Annotated in this window: 16 protein-coding genes; 15 read left to right on the forward strand and 1 reads right to left on the reverse strand. The window is 51.1% G+C overall.

The features are described from left to right. Nucleotides 1-40: 40 nt before the first annotated feature. The 4 genes from Q0O99_RS03255 (at nucleotide 41) to Q0O99_RS03270 (ending at nucleotide 4,137) form a co-directional block, all read left to right on the forward strand. Nucleotides 41-1,015: a tripartite tricarboxylate transporter substrate binding protein gene (locus Q0O99_RS03255; protein ID WP_293748499.1), complete on the forward strand. Its 975-nt coding sequence runs from the start codon at nucleotides 41-43 to the stop codon at nucleotides 1,013-1,015. Continuing rightward, entirely contained in the window at nucleotides 1,012-1,476 is a 465-nt protein-coding gene (locus Q0O99_RS03260) for a tripartite tricarboxylate transporter TctB family protein (protein ID WP_293748501.1), read from the forward strand. Before Q0O99_RS03255 ends, Q0O99_RS03260 begins: the two co-directional genes overlap by 4 nt. 84 nt (nucleotides 1,477-1,560) lie before the next feature. Continuing rightward, on the forward strand, nucleotides 1,561-3,057 hold the full coding sequence (locus Q0O99_RS03265) for a tripartite tricarboxylate transporter permease (protein WP_293748503.1): 1,497 nt from the start codon (nucleotides 1,561-1,563) through the stop codon (nucleotides 3,055-3,057). A 78-nt stretch (nucleotides 3,058-3,135) separates the two neighbouring features. After that, entirely contained in the window at nucleotides 3,136-4,137 is a 1,002-nt protein-coding gene (locus tag Q0O99_RS03270) for a tripartite tricarboxylate transporter substrate binding protein (protein WP_293748505.1), read from the forward strand. A gap of 140 nt (nucleotides 4,138-4,277) precedes the next feature. Here Q0O99_RS03270 and Q0O99_RS03275 read toward each other — a convergent pair whose 3' ends face one another. Continuing rightward, nucleotides 4,278-5,294 carry a type II toxin-antitoxin system HipA family toxin gene (locus Q0O99_RS03275; protein ID WP_293748507.1) on the reverse strand — a complete coding sequence of 339 codons (1,017 nt, stop codon included), beginning with the start codon at nucleotides 5,292-5,294 and terminating at the stop codon, nucleotides 4,278-4,280. A gap of 81 nt (nucleotides 5,295-5,375) precedes the next feature. Here Q0O99_RS03275 and Q0O99_RS03280 point away from each other — a divergent pair, with 81 nt between their 5' ends. The 11 genes from Q0O99_RS03280 to Q0O99_RS03330 are packed head-to-tail and all read left to right on the forward strand — an operon-like array spanning nucleotide 5,376 to nucleotide 16,992. After that, nucleotides 5,376-6,209 carry an IclR family transcriptional regulator gene (locus Q0O99_RS03280; RefSeq protein WP_293748509.1) on the forward strand — a complete coding sequence of 278 codons (834 nt, stop codon included), beginning with the start codon at nucleotides 5,376-5,378 and terminating at the stop codon, nucleotides 6,207-6,209. Between the two features lie 10 nt (nucleotides 6,210-6,219). Beyond that, on the forward strand, nucleotides 6,220-7,398 hold the full coding sequence (locus Q0O99_RS03285; RefSeq protein WP_293748511.1) for an iron-containing alcohol dehydrogenase family protein: 1,179 nt from the start codon (nucleotides 6,220-6,222) through the stop codon (nucleotides 7,396-7,398). Further along, nucleotides 7,392-8,456, forward strand: coding sequence for a methylmalonyl Co-A mutase-associated GTPase MeaB (gene meaB, locus Q0O99_RS03290; protein WP_293748513.1), 1,065 nt, complete (start codon nucleotides 7,392-7,394; stop codon nucleotides 8,454-8,456). The genes Q0O99_RS03285 and meaB overlap by 7 nt, the downstream gene beginning before the upstream one ends. After that, complete coding sequence (locus Q0O99_RS03295) at nucleotides 8,453-9,445, forward strand: tripartite tricarboxylate transporter substrate binding protein (protein WP_293748515.1); 993 nt, start codon at nucleotides 8,453-8,455, stop codon at nucleotides 9,443-9,445. Before meaB ends, Q0O99_RS03295 begins: the two co-directional genes overlap by 4 nt. A gap of 9 nt (nucleotides 9,446-9,454) precedes the next feature. Further along, nucleotides 9,455-10,426, forward strand: coding sequence for a tripartite tricarboxylate transporter substrate binding protein (locus tag Q0O99_RS03300; protein ID WP_293748517.1), 972 nt, complete (start codon nucleotides 9,455-9,457; stop codon nucleotides 10,424-10,426). Nucleotides 10,427-10,436: 10 nt separating this feature from the next. Continuing rightward, nucleotides 10,437-12,116, forward strand: coding sequence for a methylmalonyl-CoA mutase (locus Q0O99_RS03305; RefSeq protein WP_293748519.1), 1,680 nt, complete (start codon nucleotides 10,437-10,439; stop codon nucleotides 12,114-12,116). Continuing rightward, nucleotides 12,116-12,559, forward strand: coding sequence for a cobalamin B12-binding domain-containing protein (locus tag Q0O99_RS03310; protein WP_293748521.1), 444 nt, complete (start codon nucleotides 12,116-12,118; stop codon nucleotides 12,557-12,559). The genes Q0O99_RS03305 and Q0O99_RS03310 overlap by 1 nt, the downstream gene beginning before the upstream one ends. Beyond that, nucleotides 12,556-13,713, forward strand: a complete 1,158-nt coding sequence (locus Q0O99_RS03315; RefSeq protein WP_293748523.1) for a thiolase family protein — start codon at nucleotides 12,556-12,558, stop codon at nucleotides 13,711-13,713. The genes Q0O99_RS03310 and Q0O99_RS03315 overlap by 4 nt, the downstream gene beginning before the upstream one ends. 9 nt (nucleotides 13,714-13,722) lie before the next feature. Further along, nucleotides 13,723-14,109, forward strand: coding sequence for a hypothetical protein (locus tag Q0O99_RS03320; protein WP_293748525.1), 387 nt, complete (start codon nucleotides 13,723-13,725; stop codon nucleotides 14,107-14,109). A 4-nt stretch (nucleotides 14,110-14,113) separates the two neighbouring features. Then, on the forward strand, nucleotides 14,114-15,670 hold the full coding sequence (locus Q0O99_RS03325) for an AMP-binding protein (protein WP_293748527.1): 1,557 nt from the start codon (nucleotides 14,114-14,116) through the stop codon (nucleotides 15,668-15,670). Nucleotides 15,671-15,678: 8 nt separating this feature from the next. Further along, complete coding sequence (locus Q0O99_RS03330) at nucleotides 15,679-16,992, forward strand: MmgE/PrpD family protein (protein WP_293748529.1); 1,314 nt, start codon at nucleotides 15,679-15,681, stop codon at nucleotides 16,990-16,992. Nucleotides 16,993-17,007: the final 15 nt, after the last annotated feature.

The raw sequence follows: 17,007 nt of genomic DNA on the forward strand, positions 1-17,007 counted from the left end.
GCCCGGCAGTGGCTTTTTGATTTTCACACAGGAGACCTGCATGTCCATTTCCAAACGCGACTTCCTGGCCCTCGGCGCTGCCGCTGGTGCTTCCATGGCCCTGCCCACTTGGGCACAAGGCAAACCCCTGTTTGACACGCTCAACATGTTCGTGCCCGCTGCCCCCGGCGGCGGCTGGGATGGCACCGCCCGCTCGATCGAACGCGCGGCCAAGGCCGCTGGCCTGGTGGGCAACATGCAGTTTGAAAACGTCGGCGGCGCCGGTGGCATGGTGGGCTTGCCCCGCTTCGTGAACCAGCGCAAAGGTCAGGGCAACATCCTGATGGTGGGCGGCTCGGTCATGATCGGCGCGGGCATCGCCAACAAGAGCCCGGTGACCATCAAAAACGTCACCCCCATTGCGCGCCTGACCGAAGAGGCTGGCGTCATCGTGGTGCCTGCAGCGGGCAAGATCAAAACCTGGAAAGAACTCGAAGCGGCCATCAAAGCCAACCCCAAAGCCGTCTCGGTGGCCGGTGGCAGCGCTGGCGGCACAGACCACTTGATTTTGGGCATGTTGATCAAAGCGCTGGGCAAAAACCCGCGTGAAGCCGCTTACGTGGCCTTTGCGGGTGGTGGCCCCGCCAATGCGGCCATTTTGGGCAACCAGGTGGTGGCGGGCATTTCCGGCTACTCCGAGTTTGAAGAGCAAATCAAAGCCGGCAAGATGATCCCTCTGGCCGTCTCGGGCAAAAGCCGCATTCCCGGCGTCAACGTCCCAACTTTGAGCGAACTGGGCATCAACGTGTCCGAATCCAACTGGCGCGGTGTGTTTGCAGCCCCTGGCATCAGCGACGCGCAGCGCAACAACTTGGTTGACTTTGTCACCCGGCTGAGCCAATCGGCCGCTTGGAAGCAAGAGCTCGAAACCCGCAAGTGGACCAACGCCTTCATGACCGAGCGCCCATTTGAGCGCGATCTGGCCAAAGACATTGCCGACAAGGAAGTGCTGATGAAAGAACTGGGCCTGGCATGACGCCTGTGCGCCTGGCTCTTTTGCTGTTGGCCGTGTGCGGCGTGGCGGCCTGGCAGGTCACGGTCATTCCGCCATCCCTGATGCAGATGACCGTGGGCCCGGTGCTGGCCCCAGCCGCCATCGTGGCAGCGCTCACACTGGTGGCGCTGCTCTACGGCTGGAGCGCCTGGCGCGGTCGCCAAGTGGACCTGAGCCAGGACGCAGGGCAAGAAGCCCTGCCCGGCGCGACCACCCGGATGCTCAGCTTGCTGGGCGGTGGGGTGGCCTTCATCACGCTGGTCATTCCACTGGGTTTTGTGCTGCCGGGTACGCTGTGCGGCATGTGCATTGCGCGTGCGTTTGACGCGCCCTTCAACGGCAAGTCGCTGCTCATTTGCGGCCTGATCGCCAGCGTGTTCTGGTTTGTCTTTGCCCGCCTTCTGGGCGTAGGGCTGGGCTCGGCTTTGCCCTGGTTGTTTTGAAACACGCCCTCTTCAGGAAGGCCCAAGCCTGAATCCTGAACGCTCAACCCCGAACGCTCATCGCTTAACCCCAACGGAAACCCCATGGAAGCTTTTGACGCCCTGATGGGCGGCTTTGCCATTGCCTTGCAACCCACCACCTTGTTGTGGGGCTTTGTGGGCTGCTTTATCGGCACGCTGGTGGGCGTGCTGCCAGGCATTGGCCCGGCGCTGACCATCGCTTTGCTGCTGCCCCTGACCTACCATGTGCCCGCCACCAGCATGTTCGTCATGTTCGCGGGCATTTATTACGGCGCGGCCTATGGCGGCTCCACCACCTCCATCTTGCTCAACACCCCCGGCGAATCAGCGGCCGTGGTCACCGCGCTCGAAGGCAACAAAATGGCCAGAAACGGCCGCGCCGGACAGGCCCTGGCGACAGCGGCCATTGGCAGTTTTGTGGCCGGTACCATCGGCACCCTGGCGCTCACCTTTTTTGCCCCCTTGGTGGTCGACGCGGCGCTGGCCTTTGGCCCCGCCGAATACTTCAGCCTCATGGTGCTGTCGCTGGTGGCGGTATCAGCCGTGCTGGGCAACTCCATGCTGCGCGGCCTGGTGGCCCTCAGCCTGGGCTTGCTGCTGGGCATGGTCGGCATCGACCTGCAAACGGGCCAACCCCGCTTCACCTTTGGCCGCCCCGAACTGCTCGATGGCATCGAAGTCACCGTGGCCGCGGTAGGCCTGTTTGCGGTGGGCGAAGCGCTTTACCTGGCCTGGCAAGGGCGCGAGTCCAAAGGCGGCGAAGTCATGAAACTCTCGGGCAGCCTGTGGATGAGCAAAAAGGACTGGGCCCGCTCGTGGAAAGCCTGGCTGCGTGGCGCTTTTTATGGTTTTCCCATCGGCGCCATGCCAGCGGGCGGGGCCGAGCTGCCCACGCTGTTGTCGTACTACACCGAGAAAAAACTCTCCAAACACCCCGAAGAATTTGGCCACGGCGCGATCGAAGGTGTGGCGGGTCCAGAAGCCGCCAACAACGCGGCCGCTGCGGGCGTGCTGATGCCACTGCTGACCCTGGGCATCCCCACGTCGGCCACCGCGGCCATCATGCTTTCGGCCTTTGAGGGCTACGGCATTCAAACCGGCCCGCAACTCTTCAGCCAACAAGGCGGCCTGGTCTGGACCCTGATCGCCAGCCTCTACATCGGCAACGTGATCTTGCTGGTGCTCAACCTGCCGCTGGTCAGTCTGTGGGTCAAACTGCTCAAGATCCCGCCGCCCTGGCTGTACGCGGGCATCATCGTCATCTCCACCGCTGGCGTTTATGGCGCAGGCAATTCGGTGTTCAACGTCGGCCTGCTGTTTGTCTTTGGCCTGCTGGGGTATCTGATGCGGCGCTTTGACTTCCCGGCCGCGCCCCTCATCGTGGGCCTGATCCTGGCCCCCATGGCCGAACAATCCATGCGCCAGGCCCTGACCATCAGCCAAGGCGAATGGTCGACCTTTTTCACCCGCCCTCTGTCGGGCAGCTTGATGGCGATCTCGGTGTTGCTGCTGGTAGCTCCGACACTTTGGCGACTGTTTCGCCGCCGCGCGAAACCTTGATACGTAATAACCCGCTTCAACGACTTCTTATTTTTTGGTTAGATACGGGTTCAATTTTTACACCACGAGTCCAGAGACATGCAAGATCCCCAATCCCCTCTCATTCCCCGCCGTGATTACCTCAAATGGATGGGCGCGGCTGGCCTGGCGGCTACTGGCGTCTCGGGCCATGCCCAATCCGCCTGGCCCAGCAAGCCCATTCGCTGGATCATCCCCTTCGCATCTGGCGGGACCTCCAGCATCGTGGCCCGCGGCATTGCGGCCCAGCTGACCAAACAATTGGGCGCCTCCTTTGTCATCGACAACAAAGGCGGCGGCGGCGGTGTGCCGGCCATGCAAGAGCTCCACCGCGCCCCGGCCGACGGCTATACCATCATCATGAGCCACATTGGCCTGATGGCGGTCAACCCCCTCATCTACCCCGACAGCGGTTACGACGTGAACAAGGACTTTGTGCCCGTGACCCTGCTGTCACGCGTGCCCAGCCTGTTTGTGGTGCACAAAGACGTGCCGGCCACCGACATGAAATCCTTGATTGCCTACGTCAAGTCCCGTCCGGGTCAGCTTAACTACGCTTCTGCAGGCAACGCCAGCGCGGGCCACTTGGCCATGGAAGCGCTCAAGCTGGCCACCGGGATGTTCATCACCCACATCCCCTACCGCGGCACAGGCCCCGCCTTGAACGACGTACTTGCGGGGCGTATTCAACTGATGTCCGCAGGTACACCAGCGCTCTTGCCACACATCAAAAGCGGCGTCCTGCGCTGCATTGCTGTGGGCACCACCGAACGCATCCCGGTTTTGCCAGACGTACCCACGGTGCAGGAGTTGGGCTTCAAGGACTTTGAAACCGTGCAGTGGTATGGCATCCATGCCCGCGCAGGCACACCGCCAGAAATTCTCTTGAAGCTGCAACAAGAGTGCGCCAAAGCCGTGAAGTCGCCTGAAGTCATGGCCCAAAACGCCGCCGAAAGCGCCATCCCTGGTGGCGGCCCCTCCAGCGAATACGCCGCCTTTGTGGCCCGTGAACAGGCACGCTGGAAAGAGGTTGTAATCAAGGCACAGATTCGGCCCGGTTGAGTCTTGCACTGCTTGGGTGACCTACGGCCCAAAATGCCAACCCTTGCAGGGCAACTTGCAGGGGTTTTTTTGATGAGGTTCATTTACGGTTCAGTGTTTGGACGTTCTGCGACTTTGCAGCACATCCACATTCGGGGCTGTCAAGACAAGCGTGACCGTTGCTTTTGTACCTCCTGAAGGAGGGTTTGAGCGGTGGACCGGCGAATGTCGAAACCACTGATCAAATCAGCCCACTGGTCCATCACGCCCAGCATGCCATCGAGCCGCTGAGCGGCCCAACGCTGATCGAGCCCGCCGGTCTGCGCCAATTGCATCACATGGCTGCGCTGGATGTTCAAACCCTCACCACAAACATCCATCTGGTGCTCACCACCGGGACCCTGGCTGTACGTCAGGTCAAAACAAGGCGCCAGCTTCCACTGGCGTTGCGCGTCCATGCGGAAAGCCAAATTTTTCGGGTGGTCATCCCGGTTGTGGAACAGCACATTGAAGACAGCGCGCTCAAACGCTTTTTGTACCTCGCGCTCATCGCGCGTGATCATGCGTGTGGCCCTTAAAAAAGTCGTGTAATCCACTGCCGAGGGAATTCTGAAGTCGGCGTGCAAGAAACCAGCCAACGAATGAATCGGGACGCGTTGACCTTGCGCCAGATCGAAGCGCTCAATGCCCAGTGCAGCCTGTTTGGCACTCAAATCAAACACATGCGTGTCGGGCATATCCAAACCGCAAGCTCTGGCCAGTTGTGCATAAAACGCCTCTATGGCACAGACTTCTTTGTGCTCGCCCATGGCCTGAAACTTGACCATCCAGCCTGCCCCGGCGGTCATGGGTGTTGTGCTGATGCGAGCCGTAGCCGGATCGTAAAACACAAGTACTTTGGGCCGGGCGCCCTGCGGAGAGCCACCCAACCAGGCCAAGCGTTGCAAAGTTTCGGTCTCTGCGCCCTGCAAGACCAGAGCAGTTTCGTTGGCCAGCGCCACCAAATCCACCGTGTCGGGCAGGACATCACCCTGTGTGTCAGGCTCGTAGGTGAGCGCACCCATGCCACGGTGGCCAATGAAGCTCAAACGGTCCAGTGGTGAAACTTGTTCGGGCCGAATTCCTTGCCATTTGAAGCGCTTGTCCATCTGTCTATGGGCCAGTTTCAAAATCTTCATGGCGGCTTAAGGGTAATCCCTCAAAGGGATTGCTCCCTATCACATATGCAAATGCTGCTACGCTGAATGTGCAGTTGAGACTTGGAAAACATACACTTATTTCACACCATCGAAGCTTTTCAGCCTGATGGTTTTTTATGGAAATCTAAGGTGATGGCACGAGCAGTCAAATCAGCTATCCGGGTGCTTGGGGTGTTGGAGTTGTTTGATCGACTTCAACGCGAGGCATCGGTCGGCGAAATTGCGCGTGAGTTGGGTTATCCCCTTTCCAGTACATCTATGCTCTTGGCCAACCTGTTAGAGATGGGTTATTTACGACATGGGCCTGATCAACGCACTTATTTTCCAACGCCGCGTGTCACTGCCTTAGGCGCTTGGCTTGAGCCACTGTTGACACCTGGTGCCGAGATCATGCGCATGATGTCGGATCTCGGTAATGAAACCGGAGAGACAATTATTTTGGCCGCACCCACGCGAGACCAAGCGCAATACGTTCATGTCGTGCCAGCGACTACAACCATGCGAATGCATGTAGGACCAGGAACGATGCGTCCTTTATTGGCCTCAGGACTCGGCAGAGTTTTACTTTCGTCCATGCCACAAGAAAAAATCAATCTTCTGGTCATGCGCCACAACGATGGTCCTTTTGCCACTGAGGGGCGAATCAGCAACGCGGCATTGCAACGCGAATTGGCAGCCATCCGCATCAAGGGTTATGCCGTTGTATTGCGTGGCGTGACACCAGGTGCCGGACTCATTGGAATGCCACTGCCACTCGAGTTGAGTGGCCTTCCATTAGCGCTCGGTATTGGCGGATGGGCCAAAGAGATTCGTTCGAGGCAACAAGAATATTTGCAATTAATGCGTGATGCCATAGACCGACATCTTCGTCGCGACTTACGCTCAGCCTCTTGAAAGTAATGTAATGGCCATACCACAAGCTTTTCAATTTCAGACTTCAAGGTCGATGGTTATTTCGGATATTGGATGTCTCTCTAAAATTGATGCCTGCATACAAACCATGGGCAGCGATCGTGTGATGTTGATCTCAAGTCAACGTGCTTCACAAGGAATTGCTGCTCGCACGGTAGTTAAAGTGCTAGGCAAAAAAATTGCATGCCAATATACAAAAGTAACTCAACACTCGGGAGTTGACATCATCGAAGAAATTGTGAAGTTGGCTCAACTTCACAAGATCGATGGATTCGTTTCAGTAGGCGGCGGAAGTTGTTCAGACAGCGCTAAAGCGGCGGCTATTTTGCTGGCGGAAGGGGGAAAGTTAAAAGACCATGCCAATGTTTTTTATCCTCCCGATCGATATGTGCAACAGCATTTAATTCACCCCAAACTTCCAATCATTGCTATTCCACTGAGTCTTTCTGCTGCAGAGGTAACGCCTGGTTTGGGCATCCGCGATCCTCATGGACACAAGTTGGTTTTTTGGGATCCATTGGTAGTTCCACGCTTCATTTTGCTGGACGGAGAATCGTGCACTGATGTACCTGCTGAAATTTTCACAACAACAGGGATGAATGCATTGGCTCATTGCATTGAGGGCATGTATTCGAAAGTTAGAAATCCTATTTCTGAGGCGCTTGCTGTTCAAGGAATTGCCTATTTAAAAGAAGCCTTGCCTCGAATTCAAACTTCACCGCAAGACAAAGATGCACGGAACTTGGGACTCATTGGTGCTTACTTGAGTGGTATGGTCATTAGCAATGCGCGTGTAGGCATTCACCACGGCATTTGTCATGGCCTGGGTGCATTGGGCGGTTTATCACACGGCGTGGCTAATTCTGTTTTCTTGCCACATGCCATGCGATTTAATTTGGATGCGGCCACAGACTATTTGGCCAAGGTTGCAACGGCAATGGGTGTGGACACACACCAACTTTCAACAAAAGAAGCAGCGCTTCAAGCGATCACTGCCGTTGAAAAATTGCAATTGACATTGGGTATACCTCAAGGACTCAAAGAAGCAGGATTGGATCGATCCTTGATTCCACAACTGGCCAAAAATGCCATGTCCGATCGGGGGTTGTATTTCAACCCCCGATTAGCCACCGAATCAGAAGTGATGCAATTGTTGGAGGCCGCTTGGTAACCACTGAAGTTCATCGTTTAATTGCTGATATGCAAAGCGGGAAAATTCGTGCTTTGTCCAGAGCTATATCGTGGGTTGAATCACAAACGCCACAATCGAGTGAGCTTTTAGAAAAAGTATATGCCCTCGCCAAAGCGCCTTGGGTGATCGGCATCACCGGTGTCGGTGGTGCTGGAAAAAGTTCGCTCGTACCCCACATGGCCAAATACTTTGCCAATCAAGGCCATCGTGTTGCAGTGCTGGCAGTCGATCCCTCAAGTCCGATCAGTGGTGGTGCTTTATTGGGAGACCGCATTCGAGACAATGGCGGACAACAGCACCCGAATATATTTTTCCGCAGTGTAGCTTCGCGTGGCGGTCAAGGTGGACTTGCTACTTGCGTTTCAGACCTCACGCGCGTGGTCAGTACAGCAGGCTTTGATATTGTGTTGATTGAAACCGTTGGGGCGGGGCAGTCAGAGTTGGCTATTTTGAATGTTGCCCACACCATTGTGCTGATTCATGCCCCAGGCTTAGGAGACGATATTCAAGCTCAAAAAGCAGGTGTCATGGAAATAGCTGACGTGCTGATCGTGAACAAAGCCGACAAGCCTGGGGCTGATGATGCTGTACTGATGCTACAGCAAGCCTTGTTACTTTCTGAAAAAAATGCACACATGCATGAGGGCTTGAACCAATTCACAAATCTGCAAGCCCACTGGCATCCACCCGTGGTTTCAACAATCGCTATTGAGGGCAAAGGGATTGTTCAAGCATGTGAACAATTGCAAGCACATTTTGCCTTTATGCAATTGGATGGAGGTTACGAAAAACGCAACCATGTCCATGTGATGAAACGCATGAACGATTACATAAAGCAATTGGTATTGGAACGTCTTGCGCATCAAATCCAAGCACCAGCAGTAAAAATAAGAATGGAAAAAGAGTTAATAAGTGACAGGCACGATCCACTGGGAACAGCCCGTGAATTGGCTGATGCTTTTTTCCCGTCGCAAGCGACACATTCGGAGTTTTCTCAACTGTTACGTCAATCATCTCAAAAGGAAATTGCACCATGAACTTCAATCAGCAATCCCAAAAGCTTGTACGTGTTTGGGGATCTATTTTTCTGGGTCTGCTTTTAAGCTTTACCAGCCTATTGAGTTTTGCGCAGGCCAATTACCCCAATCGACCGGTTCGCATCATTGTTCCATTTTCAGCAGGATCTGGAACTGATATTTTGGCGCGTTTGGTGGCTGAGCGATTGACCAAAAGTTTGGGCCAATCGTTTGTGGTTGAAAACAAGCAAGGTGCCGATGGCATTTTGGGTACCGATCAGATTGCCAAATCTGCACCTGATGGGTATATCTTGGGCATGGTTCCATCTAGCCCCATTGTGATGAATCCTGCTTTGTACAAATTACCATTTGATCCCATCAAAGATTTGATACCAGTGGTTGTGATGGCTAATTTGAGTTGTGTCTTAGGCGTTCAGCCTAATTTACCCATTAAAAATGTACAAGAGTTAATTGCCTATGCTAAGGCCAATCCCGACAAACTCAACTATGCTGCAGGTTCAACATTTACACATTTGGCCGGTGAAATGTTTAAATTCATCGGAGGTGTCAACATGACGGCTATTCCATACAAAGGAACGGCACCACAAGTAACCGCATTTTTAGGCAACGAGATTGAAGTCATTTTCGATCCGTTTTTAGCTGTTCAACACATCAAAAATGGAAGAATTCGTCCTTTGGCCGTAACCGCTGCTAAACGATCGAGTGTTTTCCCAGACTTGCCTACACTGCAAGAAGCAGGGTTCAAGGATTATGTGGTTGAAACTTGGGTTGCCATGTTTGCGCCACCCGGTACACCCAAAGCCATTGTTGACTTGTTGCACTCGGAAGTGAACAAGATTACCGGTTCACCTGAAGTGCGTGCACGATTGGCGGACATGTCTTACGACCCCATCATTGAATCGCAAGAACAATTTACAAAACGAATTGCAGCTGACACTGCTCGATGGGCAAAAACAGTAAAAGATTCGAAGTTTCAAGTAACGAAATAAGGAGTTGACATGAAAAAAATTACAAAGCGCTTGATGTTGGTTAGTGCGATGGCCTGTGCTATTTTGGGCGCAACAAATTCGTGGGCTCAAGCTTGGCCCAATAAACCCATTCGAATGGTTGTTCCTTTGGCACCTGGTGGCGGCACTGACATCGCTTCTCGCGTTGTCGCTAATTATTTATCTGAAGCTTTGGGACAACAAGTCATTATTGAAAATAAATTGGGAGCCAACGGTGTTGTGGGCGTAGACTTTGCATCTAAGGCTGCTCCTGATGGTTATACGATATTGGTTGGTTCAACCACCACCATGGCCGCCAATAATTTCATGTACAAGAATCCTACCGTTGATCCTTTAAAAGATTTTCTACCTGTCTCAATATTAGGAACAATAGAATTTGCGATGCTGGTTCCTGCCAGTTCTAACTACAATTCTTTGAAAGATTTGATCGGTGCTGCAAAAGCAAATCCAGGCAAACTCAGCTATGGATTTGGCTCTAGCGCTGCCTTGTTGTGCGGTGAAATGTTCAATGCAGCCGCTGGCATACAAATTGTCAAAGTTCCTTACAAAGGAACCCCTCAATCCCTGATTGATTTGGCAGCAGATCGGATCCAATTGGTATGCGAACCATTAGGACCAAGCCTTCCTTTGATCAAATCGGGCAAACTTCGACCATTAGCGGTAACCAGCGTTAATCGACATGGTCTGGCTCCTGAAGTGCCCACGATGGCAGAAGCCGGTTTACCCATGGAGCACGCCACATGGGCTGGTTTCTTTGTGCCCGCCAAAACGCCCAAAGAAATTGTGACGAGACTGAGTAATGAAATTGTGAAAATAATGGGTAGAGCCGATGCACAAGAAAAAATTCGTGAAACTGGCTTTATTCCCCGTCAGATTGGTAGCGATGAATTTGGTGCTGTCCATCGAAATGATTACAGCCGCATGGAAAGAATCATTAAACAAGCTGGAATAACTCCGGATTAAGGCTCTGAACATGTCGACTTCCTCTAAATCGCTCCCGCAGACATACGATCATTGGCTATCAGAGCACTCCCAAGATCTACAAAACTCTCGAAAGAAATCGTTTGAAAGTTCAAGCGGTATTCCCGTTGATACGCTGTATACCCCTGAGCATTTGCAAAAATCGGGTTGGGACTATCAGCGTGACGTAGGCTATCCAGGTCAAGCGCCTTATACGCGCGGCTTCACACCAGGGGGCTATCGCCAACACCTTTGGAAAATGGAGATGTATGCTGGATTTGGTTCTGCTGAAGAAGCCAATGAGCGCTATCGCTATTTGATGTCGCAGGGCAGTACAGGCGGCATTTCAATTGCACTCGATTTGCCAACTCAAGTTGGGTATGACTCGGACCATTTGATGGCCAGGGATGAAGTGGGTCAAATTGGTGTTGCTTTAACCTCATTGGACGATGTAGAGCGAGTGTTTGATGGCATACCGCTTGATCAGGTTGGACATATTTTTTCAACCGCTAATTGCATTGGTCCTATTGTTTGTGCATGGTTGTTGGCACTCTATGAAAAGCGAGGTACACCTACTGCTGACTGTATTGTTCAATTGCAAAATGATCCGATCAAAGAGTACATAGCCCGCGGCACACAATTTTTACCTATTGAATCGGCAGTGAAATTAACCACTGACATGATCGAGTATTGTCGAACCGCTGCACCAGAATGGTTGCCTATTTCCATTTCCGGCTCTCACATGAAGCAAGCTGGTGCAACGTGCGTGCAAGAAGCAGCCTTCACCATTTGCAATGGCATTACATATGTAGAGAGCTGTTTGGCGCGCGGCATGAAGATCGATGACTTTGGCCATGTGATCGAATTGCATTTTTGCACCGAAATGGATTTCTTTGAAGAAGTTGCCAAATACCGTGCAGTTCGAAAAGTCTGGGCCAGATTGGTACGTGAGCGTTTTGGAGGCACTACGGCCAAGGCACAACACTTTCGATTGCATGCGGCAACATCTGGCCGACCATTGACAGCGCAACAACCACTGAACAACATTGCGCGCATTACTTTACAAGCACTCGCACAAATCTTAGGTGGTTGTGAGCAAACTCGAACCGCCTCTTTTGACGAAGCGCTGGGTATACCCACGCAAGAAGCAGCACGCACATCCATCAGGGCCAATCAAATCATTGCATTTGAAACAGGAATTCCAGACACAGTCGACCCTTTGGGTGGTTCTTATTATTTAGAAAACCTCACGATTGAATACGAAAAACGGATTGACGCCATCATTGCTCAGGTTGACAAGATGGGGGGGTCATTGGTCGCTGTAAAAGATGGCTTCTTCCAACGCGCATTGGCCCAAGGTGCATACCGAGAGCAGTGCGCCGTGGAAAGTGGCGAACAAGTGGTTGTGGGTGTCAATCGTTTTCAATCAGAAGAAGGGCAACCTGTACCGACTTTCAAAGTTGATCCTGGCGCGGCCGAAAGGCAAATTGCAAAACTTAAACAAGTGCGCGCAAGCAGAGATGCTGATGCAGTTGCCAAAGGATTGCAACGCTTAAAGGAAGATTGCCTGGCAAAGCGCAACATCATGCCTGCCACATTGGAGTGTGTAAAAGCCTATGCAACCATAGGTGAAATCGCAGACGTGTGGCGCGAAGTTTTTGGTGTTTATGTTCCTGAATCGGTGAGGTTTTAATGACGAACAAACAAGCAGCAGTTGGTCAGCGGCCAATTCGAGTGGTCCTGACAAAAGTAGGACTGGATGGTCATGATCGTGGCGTGAAAGTCATTGCGCAGGCCTTACGAGATGCAGGCATGGAAGTGATCTATGCTGGTCTTCGCAGAACACCTGAAGAAATTGCACGCATTGTTTTGGAAGAAGATGCGGACGTTTTAGGCCTCTCCATTTTGTCGGGCGCTGTGGTGCCTTTGACACGCCGTGTCGTTGAAGCCTTGAAGGCTCAACAATTAGAAGATGTTGTGCTGGTCGTGGGTGGCATTGTTCCTGAACCATCGCGCTTGGAACTCAATGGCATGGGCGTTACTGGTATTTTTACACCTGGCTCAAGTCTCAAAGCAATCATTGATTTTATTCAAGCTGGCGTAGCCAACCATCGCACCTACCAGGAGTCAAAATGAAAGGTCATGATGTTTTTATCAATGGCGTGGGCTATCACCCCTTTGGGCGGTTTCCAGAAAAAACGCTCAAGACCTTGGCAGCCACAGCTGCCCTTTCGGCTTTGGACGATGCACAAATTCAGGTCAAAGATATACAAGCTGCCTTTTGCGCCAATGCCTATGCAGGTTTACTCAATGGACAAGAGTCCATTCGTGGCGAAACTTGGTTAAGGGGCATTGGTTTGGGCGGTGTGCCCATCATGAATGTTGAAAACGCATGCGCCAGTGGTTCCACTGCGGTTCACATGGCTTGCATGGCTATCGCCAGTGGCAACTACGACACCGTGTTGGTCGTGGGTGCCGAAAAAATGTTTGTCGGCGATACAAGCCGCACATTGGCAGCACTTGCCAATTCTGCCGATACCGAAGTGATGAGCAATATTGGATTGCAATTTTCTGCGTTAGATGCCATTCGCGTGCGTGAAATGATGGCAGAAGAGACTTTGGGCGAAGATGATTTCGCTTGGGTCACCGTTAAAAATCACGACCATGCTTTGAGCAATCCGATAGCCCAATACCGCAAACCATTGACCATCGAACAAGTTCAAACATCGCGCATGATTGCAGACCCCATTCGGTTGCTCATGTGCAGTGCCATTTCTGATGGCGCTGCCGCATTGGTGCTCTCACGCAAACCATCACGCGGTGGCGTTCGCGTGCGTGCGAGCGCCATGGCTTCATCACCTTGGCGACTCACACCTGACAGCACGCCTGGCCCCACAGTGGCGGCCAACAAAGCTTATGACCAAGCCTCTGTGGGTCCTCAAGACTTGGATTTGGTCGAGGTACATGATGCAGTTTCACCAGCAGAATTGATGCATTACAGAGAATTGGGTTTGTGCGCGCACGGTGATGTTGGCAAATTTGTTGCAGAAAAAGCCAGTGCCATTGGTGGAAGATTACCCGTCAACACCAGCGGTGGCTTAAATTCTCGTGGACACCCTGTAGGTGCAACAGGCGTAGCGCAATTAATTGAATTGACTTTGCAGTTGAGAGGTGATGCAGGCGCTCGACAAGTACAAGGTGCACGCATAGCCATGGCTCACAACTCAGGTGGATGGATTGATCAAGATCCGGCTGTTAGCAGCATTCACATCTTAGAAAAAACCACATAAAGATCGATCATGGAAAAAACCAATCCTTCCCTGTTCTTTGTCGAAGGCGAAGCTCCCGGCGCGCCAGGGCTCAAAGGCTCACATTGCCCTGAATGTCAACAAATTGTGTTGTTAGAAGTGGCTGCTTGCCCCAAATGCGGCTATCGCGAATTAGAGACTGTTTGTATAGGACAAAAAGCAACACTGGGGCAATCTTCTGAGGTTCTACATTCCACCGAGGGGTTTGAAGCGCCGTATTTCATTGGACAAATTGAAACTGCTGAGGGCCCGCATACCTTTGCGCCATTGGATGTCAAACCAGGCACACAACTCCGTGTTGGCATGCCCTTGACATTCAAACTTCATCATCGAGCCGATGGCCGGGTTGGATTTATCTACGCAGTTGGATTGGAATAATAGAATGAATGTTGCCGATCAGCTGTACAAGTCAGCTTTACTCTATAAAGATAATATAGCTGCCAGATGTGATGATGAAACGATGACTTATGCTCAATTGGATGAGCAAAGCAATCGCTTGGCAAATGCACTTTTAGCAAATGGCCTTCATCAAGGCGATCGGGTGGCCACTTGGATTGAGAATTCGATTCGATGTATAGAAATTGATTTTGCCCTTGCCAAGGCTGGGCTCGTTCGAGTATCTCTCAATCCAAAATTAACCCCACGAGAGGCTGCTTATATTTTTCAAGACAGCGATGCCAAATGCATCATCTATGGTGCTTCATTTGATCAAGCCATCATAGAGTCTACTCAAGAGACGCCACTCGTACAAATCAAAATTCGTGCAAAAGAAACGAGCCCTACCGATTTAGAAGGCAGCCATAATTATGAAAGCTTTCTAAATTCAGCTGAATCACACGCCCCTGGCATTATTGTTGATGGCGAAGATATTTATTGTTTTTTTTACACATCAGGTACAACGGGAAAACCTAAGGGCGTGATGCTCTCGCATCGATCCATTCTTCAAACTTCATTTAATTTATTGATGGAGTTGGGCCCTATTGCAGCAAATGAAAAAATATTATTGATGCAACCCTTGAGCCATGGCGCAGGATTTTTTGTGTTGCCACAATACATGAAGGGAGGATGCTGCATCATCATGCGTCATTTTGATCCTGTTCAATTGATTGATTTGGCAATCAAATATCAAGTGGAAGTGATTAAATTAATTCCCACGATGCTTCAAAGAATTTTATTGTTGCCAGATGCCAAGAAAATAAAATTACCCCATCTGCGGTACATGATATACGGCGCAAGCCCAATGCCCAACGAACCGCTCAAGTCAGCGATTGAAATTTTTGGTCCCAACAAGTTGGTTCAAATTTATGGCCAAAGTGAATGTCCAGTCACTTTGACCATTCTTCCAAGCGAAGAACACATAGCCAATCCACCTTTTCCGCAACGCCTGCTTTCAGCAGGGCGCCCTTGGGCACCTGTTGAAATGCGGATCGTCGATGATCACATGAAGGATGTAGAAAAGGGTGGTATCGGTGAGTTGGCTTTGAAAGGACCTCACATGATGTCGGGGTATTGGAAGCGCGATGATTTGACTCAAGAAACGATCCAAAATGGGTGGCTCAAGACCAAAGACATGGGTCGAATTGATGAGCATGGATTTGTCTATTTGCTGGGTAGAAAAGATGAGATGATCATCAGTGGCGGCTACAACATAGCCCCCAGAGAAGTAGAAGATATCCTTTATCAATTCCCAGGCGTTGAGCAAGCCGCCGTGATTGGCGAAGCTGATCTTGAGTGGGGTCAGGCGGTCGTCGCGTATGTGGTGATGAACAAGGCCCATCTAGGCCATGCCAAAAATCTAATGGATTTCGGTCGTCAAGAACTGGGATTTAAAAAACCAAAGCGTATTTATATCGTCGTTGAGTTGCCAAAAAATGCAGCAGGGAAAATACAAAAAATAGCATTGAAACCCAGCATGGCTTTAGAGCAAATTGGACAATAAGGTAGATTATGCGCGACGAACTCGGAAGTTTTGTAACCCATGTGTCTTGGAAAAATTTAAACCAAGAAGCCAAAGACAAATTGTTATTGTGTTTGTTGGCCAATTTGTCAGTCGCTGTTGCTGGCTCAAGTGCCATGCGACTGCCAAAACCGCCATTACAAAAAGGACATCTTTTGCTCGATGGTGGAGAAACATCGAGTGCCCGAGAGGCCGCTTTTTACAACGCTGCATTGATGCATGCGCGAACACAGGACGATTTTCATCCGATTGGCAATTTACACATCGCGACCATTGTCATTCCTGCAATTTTTGCGCAAGCAGAACGATTGGCCTCTAGCGGTGAAGCATTTTTGGACGCGCTTGCAGCCTCATACGCCACTTCTGCTGGTCTGTCGCGCCAATTTTCACCTGTGACAACCCCAAGAGGTTTGCGCTCAACGAGTTTGTATGCCTGTATGGGCGCCGCCGTGGGTGTGGAACGATTGAAAGGCAACGATCCATTGGCCATTGCGAATACGCTGGGGTTGGCAACGCAAACCAGTTTTGGTACGACACAGTGTTGGCCTGATGGCAGTGATGAATATCAATTCCATGTCGCCAATGCAGCGAGTCAAGCCCTGTTGTGTTCTGATTTAACGCAGGCCAAAGTTTTATCGGGCAAAAGTGCTTTAGATGGACCTTATGGATTTTATTCGGCACTGATGGGTCTCAGGCCATCATTTGAATCCATCAAAAATGATTTTGAACCCAATGCTGCCATTGTAGAAACCGTACTCAAGCGATACCCAGTCAGTGGCATTTGCCAACCGGTGGTCAGATTGTCTGAACAACTGGCGTTGCAAGTCAAGGACCAAGAAATTGATAAAATTTTACTGGAAATGAATGCGTTTGAGATGAATTATCCAGGCACTCTCAAAGAAGGACCCGTATTTCATTCTTTCTCTGACAAGTTGATGAGTGCGCGGTATTGTTTAAGTTCCGTTCTTGCAGAAGGGCGGTTTAACTTTGATGCATTCTTTAGCAGCCATTATGCAAAACTGGTACCCATAATGGCGCAGACCCATGTTATTTCTGCTTCAGATTTAGGTACGCTCAGTTGTCGCATTTCCATTCACTTGAAAAATGGCGAAATCATTCGAGATGAGTTGAAAAATGGAGGCGCTCAGCTGGCCATTAACTGGTCAAGTATTGATGAATGGGCTCGTGATTTATGGATGAGTGGAGGACGAACACCTTCCTCTTATTCCAAAACAAGAGACGTTATTCTTGACTTGCATAACCTGCAATTGAGTGATTTAAAAAAATCCCTGTCATTAGAATAAATTTTTTAGCTGACT

This window comes from Limnohabitans sp. Rim8 (genome assembly GCF_945901735.1).
Classification (GTDB): Bacteria; Pseudomonadota; Gammaproteobacteria; order Burkholderiales; family Burkholderiaceae_C; genus Limnohabitans_A.

Coding starts and splice junctions, on each gene's coding strand:
- Q0O99_RS03255 (WP_293748499.1), top strand. CDS start 41: ATGTCCATTTCCAAACGCGACTTCCTGGCCCTCGGCGCTGCCGCTGGT.
- Q0O99_RS03260 (WP_293748501.1), top strand. CDS start 1,012: ATGACGCCTGTGCGCCTGGCTCTTTTGCTGTTGGCCGTGTGCGGCGTG.
- Q0O99_RS03265 (WP_293748503.1), top strand. CDS start 1,561: ATGGAAGCTTTTGACGCCCTGATGGGCGGCTTTGCCATTGCCTTGCAA.
- Q0O99_RS03270 (WP_293748505.1), top strand. CDS start 3,136: ATGCAAGATCCCCAATCCCCTCTCATTCCCCGCCGTGATTACCTCAAA.
- Q0O99_RS03275 (WP_293748507.1), bottom strand. CDS start 5,294: ATGAAGATTTTGAAACTGGCCCATAGACAGATGGACAAGCGCTTCAAA.
- Q0O99_RS03285 (WP_293748511.1), top strand. CDS start 6,220: ATGGCCATACCACAAGCTTTTCAATTTCAGACTTCAAGGTCGATGGTT.
- Q0O99_RS03295 (WP_293748515.1), top strand. CDS start 8,453: ATGAACTTCAATCAGCAATCCCAAAAGCTTGTACGTGTTTGGGGATCT.
- Q0O99_RS03300 (WP_293748517.1), top strand. CDS start 9,455: ATGAAAAAAATTACAAAGCGCTTGATGTTGGTTAGTGCGATGGCCTGT.
- Q0O99_RS03305 (WP_293748519.1), top strand. CDS start 10,437: ATGTCGACTTCCTCTAAATCGCTCCCGCAGACATACGATCATTGGCTA.
- Q0O99_RS03310 (WP_293748521.1), top strand. CDS start 12,116: ATGACGAACAAACAAGCAGCAGTTGGTCAGCGGCCAATTCGAGTGGTC.
- Q0O99_RS03315 (WP_293748523.1), top strand. CDS start 12,556: ATGAAAGGTCATGATGTTTTTATCAATGGCGTGGGCTATCACCCCTTT.
- Q0O99_RS03320 (WP_293748525.1), top strand. CDS start 13,723: ATGGAAAAAACCAATCCTTCCCTGTTCTTTGTCGAAGGCGAAGCTCCC.
- Q0O99_RS03325 (WP_293748527.1), top strand. CDS start 14,114: ATGAATGTTGCCGATCAGCTGTACAAGTCAGCTTTACTCTATAAAGAT.
- Q0O99_RS03330 (WP_293748529.1), top strand. CDS start 15,679: ATGCGCGACGAACTCGGAAGTTTTGTAACCCATGTGTCTTGGAAAAAT.